Genomic DNA, 3,159 nt, shown 5'->3' with positions numbered 1-3,159 from the left:
AACAAGTTTTGCGGCGATGGTCTCATTGGCCTGCGCTATGCGGTGCTTGCGACAATACTTTACGTACAGAGCCTAGGTCAATCGTGCCTTTTGTTTGTTGCTTGTTCTCGACTTCTATTGTGACTTCCTCAAGCTTATTTTCTGTATTTTCAAGTTGCTCTTGTCGCATTGTATAAAGGTTAAATGCCCTATCTTCTTTGGCTTTCTTACTTTCAAGCCTGATTTTCTTTCTAATTTCAAGGTTTTCTTGGGTCTGTTCCAATCTATTAGCTACAAGTGAGATGTTCTCAGTTTTGAATTTTTTATTGATGTGTTTGTAAAATAACTCTTGCAAGGCTTCGCCTATGATTTGGCTTTCTTGGTAGGTTTGTTGCTTGGTATTTACAGGTGTATAACTCTTGAAAAATTCCACATTTTTAATGACTTTGTTGGCAAGCACCGCTTGCTGTTCTGTCAGGTCGTATTCACCTGTTCTTTTGTTTTTACAGTCGATAAAAATATGCGGGTGGTCGCCAACCTTCTTTTTACCTCCCTCTAATTCATCGCCGTGGTAGACTGTTAATAGGACGTTATAGTCAGGAAAATATTTGGCGTAGAAGTCCTGAATAGCAGAAACATAAAATTCAGGCGGTAGGTCTACTTGGTTGTGCATGGGGAATTTAAAGAAAGCCTCTTGGATGACTGTTCTACGGCCATCCAGCGGCTTTTCTGCTTGGGTGATGGTGTTATGTAGGTCTATGTAGTTCTGGACGCTTTTGAGCTTCTGGGCCTTCCTGCTGACCTCGAAGGCTTCAAAATCTTCTTTGACCTGTTCACCGTCGATGTAATCGCCACGGTCGATCAGATCATCAAGGTAGGCGGCTATGGGTTGGCCTGCCTCATCTTTAATGATTTTCTTGATTTTGTATTTATATTTGCCTTTGGTTTCTACGTCTTCTTTTCTCTGCTCTTTGCTTCTATTGACCAGATGAAAAGGCGTTAGTGTGTCTTTAATGAATGACAAGGCCGACGCCTCATTCATTGGTACAGGCTTACCATTGACTATAAATATATTGTTGTGGGATAGATCTTCATCCCATTGTATTTTCTTTTCTTCTTTACTGTGAACACGCAAGGAATGCTTTAAGGATTTGCCTAATTTTTTAAGTGTAGAGACTGAAAAATTAAGTCTCTTATATAGCATGGTTGTGCTTTTGAATTCATTGCTCATTTAACCCTCAGTAGTTGTTATTTTTTTACTCCTAAATTTCAGCGAGATGCTTTTGCTTTGCTCTTGGGTATCCAAAGGGGCACCCTTTGGCCCGGCGTTACCACTTCTCATCTTTTGCGAAGCAAAAGTGTGAAGTTGTAACCAAAGGGTTGATAAATGCTTCATATCGCTTTGCTCATTGCCCTTATTTATAATTTACCATAGATTAAATTTTGATCAAATATGTGGGCTGTTTGTGCTTGCGTGTGTGTATGTGCAGTGTAGTAATCTTTATTATAGTTATCTGTTATATTTGATATCTATATATTGATAACTAAAGACGCAAGCGTATGCGTGTGTACACATGAGGCGTGTGCAGGGGCGTGCATTATGCGAGAGGATTTTATAGAATTAGAACTTATTATTGGTGGGTCAAAAGCTCTTCTGGTGGGTAAGAGCTTTGGAACCTAGGATGGATGTTCTAGGTTTTAATGTGTAACGCTTCCGGTTTTAGAGTTTTAGCTTGTATTTTAGTTTTGATATTGCATCGTGTTTTTGCTTCGGGCTTGGTCCTGCACTATACACGTCAAATGTTATGGTTCCGGTCTCATGTCCGACGATTGAGGCAATGAGTATTCCGGGTACGTCTGCACGTTGTAATTGCGTGATAACGGTCTTACGGAAGCTATGGAAAACGAATTGGCTGTTGTATTCGAGGGTGGTTTTTAATCGGCCAAACTGTTTGCTGAGTGCATCGGAACGGTTTCCGTATTTGTTCCCTGCTGGTGAGCTAATCAAAAAACCGTCTTTTGAATTACGGATCAATTTTTCTACAGTTGCCTTAATCGCGGGGTGTATCGGGGTATGTCGCTCACTGGCGGCAGTTTTTCCATCATAGAAGTAGAAGCATTTAATGCCTTCCTCGGTAACTATGTCTTGGGTTTGAAGCTGACAAAGCTCTTCAATTCGTGCTCCGGTGTGAGCACCTAAAAGAATTAGGTCTGTGAGGATTTCACGATTTTTGGTGGCTTTCGCTGCTTCATAGAGTTTTGTAACGTCTTCCGGGGTGAACGCCTTTCTATCTGTTGAACCATCGCCTCTCTTGCTGCGATTGACTGGAAAATCGTGCTTTTCAAACGGTGATTGTTGGTCGCGGTGCAGTTTCTTAAAGTTTTCGTCGTGTTTAATGGCCCATTTCCAAAAACTTGACCCTGCGAATAGGTATTGTTTTTTAGTCTTAATGGATAGGTCGAGTGTATCGAGATAGCTGGCAATGCTTTCGTGATTGAGGTCGCGTTGCTCTGCCTCAAGCCAAGCATTCATCAATTTTAAGCGTTTTGCCTGTGTATCTACTGTCTTCTGGATGATTCCCTTTGTCTTGGCCTGATACGCTTCAAATGACGTGATTCTGTTCGTTGTAATAGGTGACTTGATTTTGTAGTTTTTTGGGTTTTCAATAATTGACTTTATTTCTTCAATGCTGCCAACGCTCATGGGGCGGGAAACAGTCATAATATAATGCTGCATTACTTTATTAAGCCGAATCCAGTCGTTGAACCTTTCTATCTTCCTTTCAAGCGAGATTTCTTCGCCTAGCTCGTACCACTTCGTTTTGAACTTCATAAATTCGACGTAGGGGGGCTCTTCTTCTGCGTCAAAATCGGATTCAAACGCTTCCTGCGGGGATTTCCATGGTTGAGCGTTTGCGATGAGATCGCAAGTGTGGATCTCAATTTGGTCGAATTTCTCACGGCTGAACGATAGGTCTAGCTCATCGGTTTGGTTGCTGGTGACGATGTTCATCAAGCCTGCTTGCTGCCGAGTTTCTATCAGCTTCGAAATGTCATAGGACTTTTCTGACAGTTCGTCAGGGGTTGGCCCCGCAACGAGTCTCCTAGGCTCTGTACGTAAACCCAAGAAATACGATTTTCTGTAAAATACACCGCCATTAAAGCCAGGAGGCCAAGATG

Annotated in this window: 2 protein-coding genes; both read right to left on the bottom strand. The window is 41.9% G+C overall.

Annotated elements, in window-relative coordinates; genetic code table 11:
* Positions 1 to 22: 22 nt before the first annotated feature.
* Positions 23 to 1,210: a hypothetical protein gene (locus GHN92_RS23435; RefSeq protein WP_153381323.1), complete on the bottom strand. Its 1,188-nt coding sequence runs from the start codon at positions 1,208 to 1,210 to the stop codon at positions 23 to 25.
* 489 nt (positions 1,211 to 1,699) lie between these two features.
* Positions 1,700 to 3,159: site-specific integrase (locus GHN92_RS23430; protein ID WP_218580743.1), on the bottom strand; the 1,460-nt coding region annotated here is incomplete at its 5' end.

Origin of the sequence: Pseudomonas sp. FSL R10-2964 (assembly GCF_009600035.1) — a bacterium.
GTDB classification, from domain to species: Bacteria; Pseudomonadota; Gammaproteobacteria; order Pseudomonadales; family Pseudomonadaceae; genus Aquipseudomonas; species Aquipseudomonas bubulae.
The sequence above is the reverse complement of the archived record's forward strand: the minus strand, read 5'-3'. Positions and strand labels throughout refer to the sequence as shown.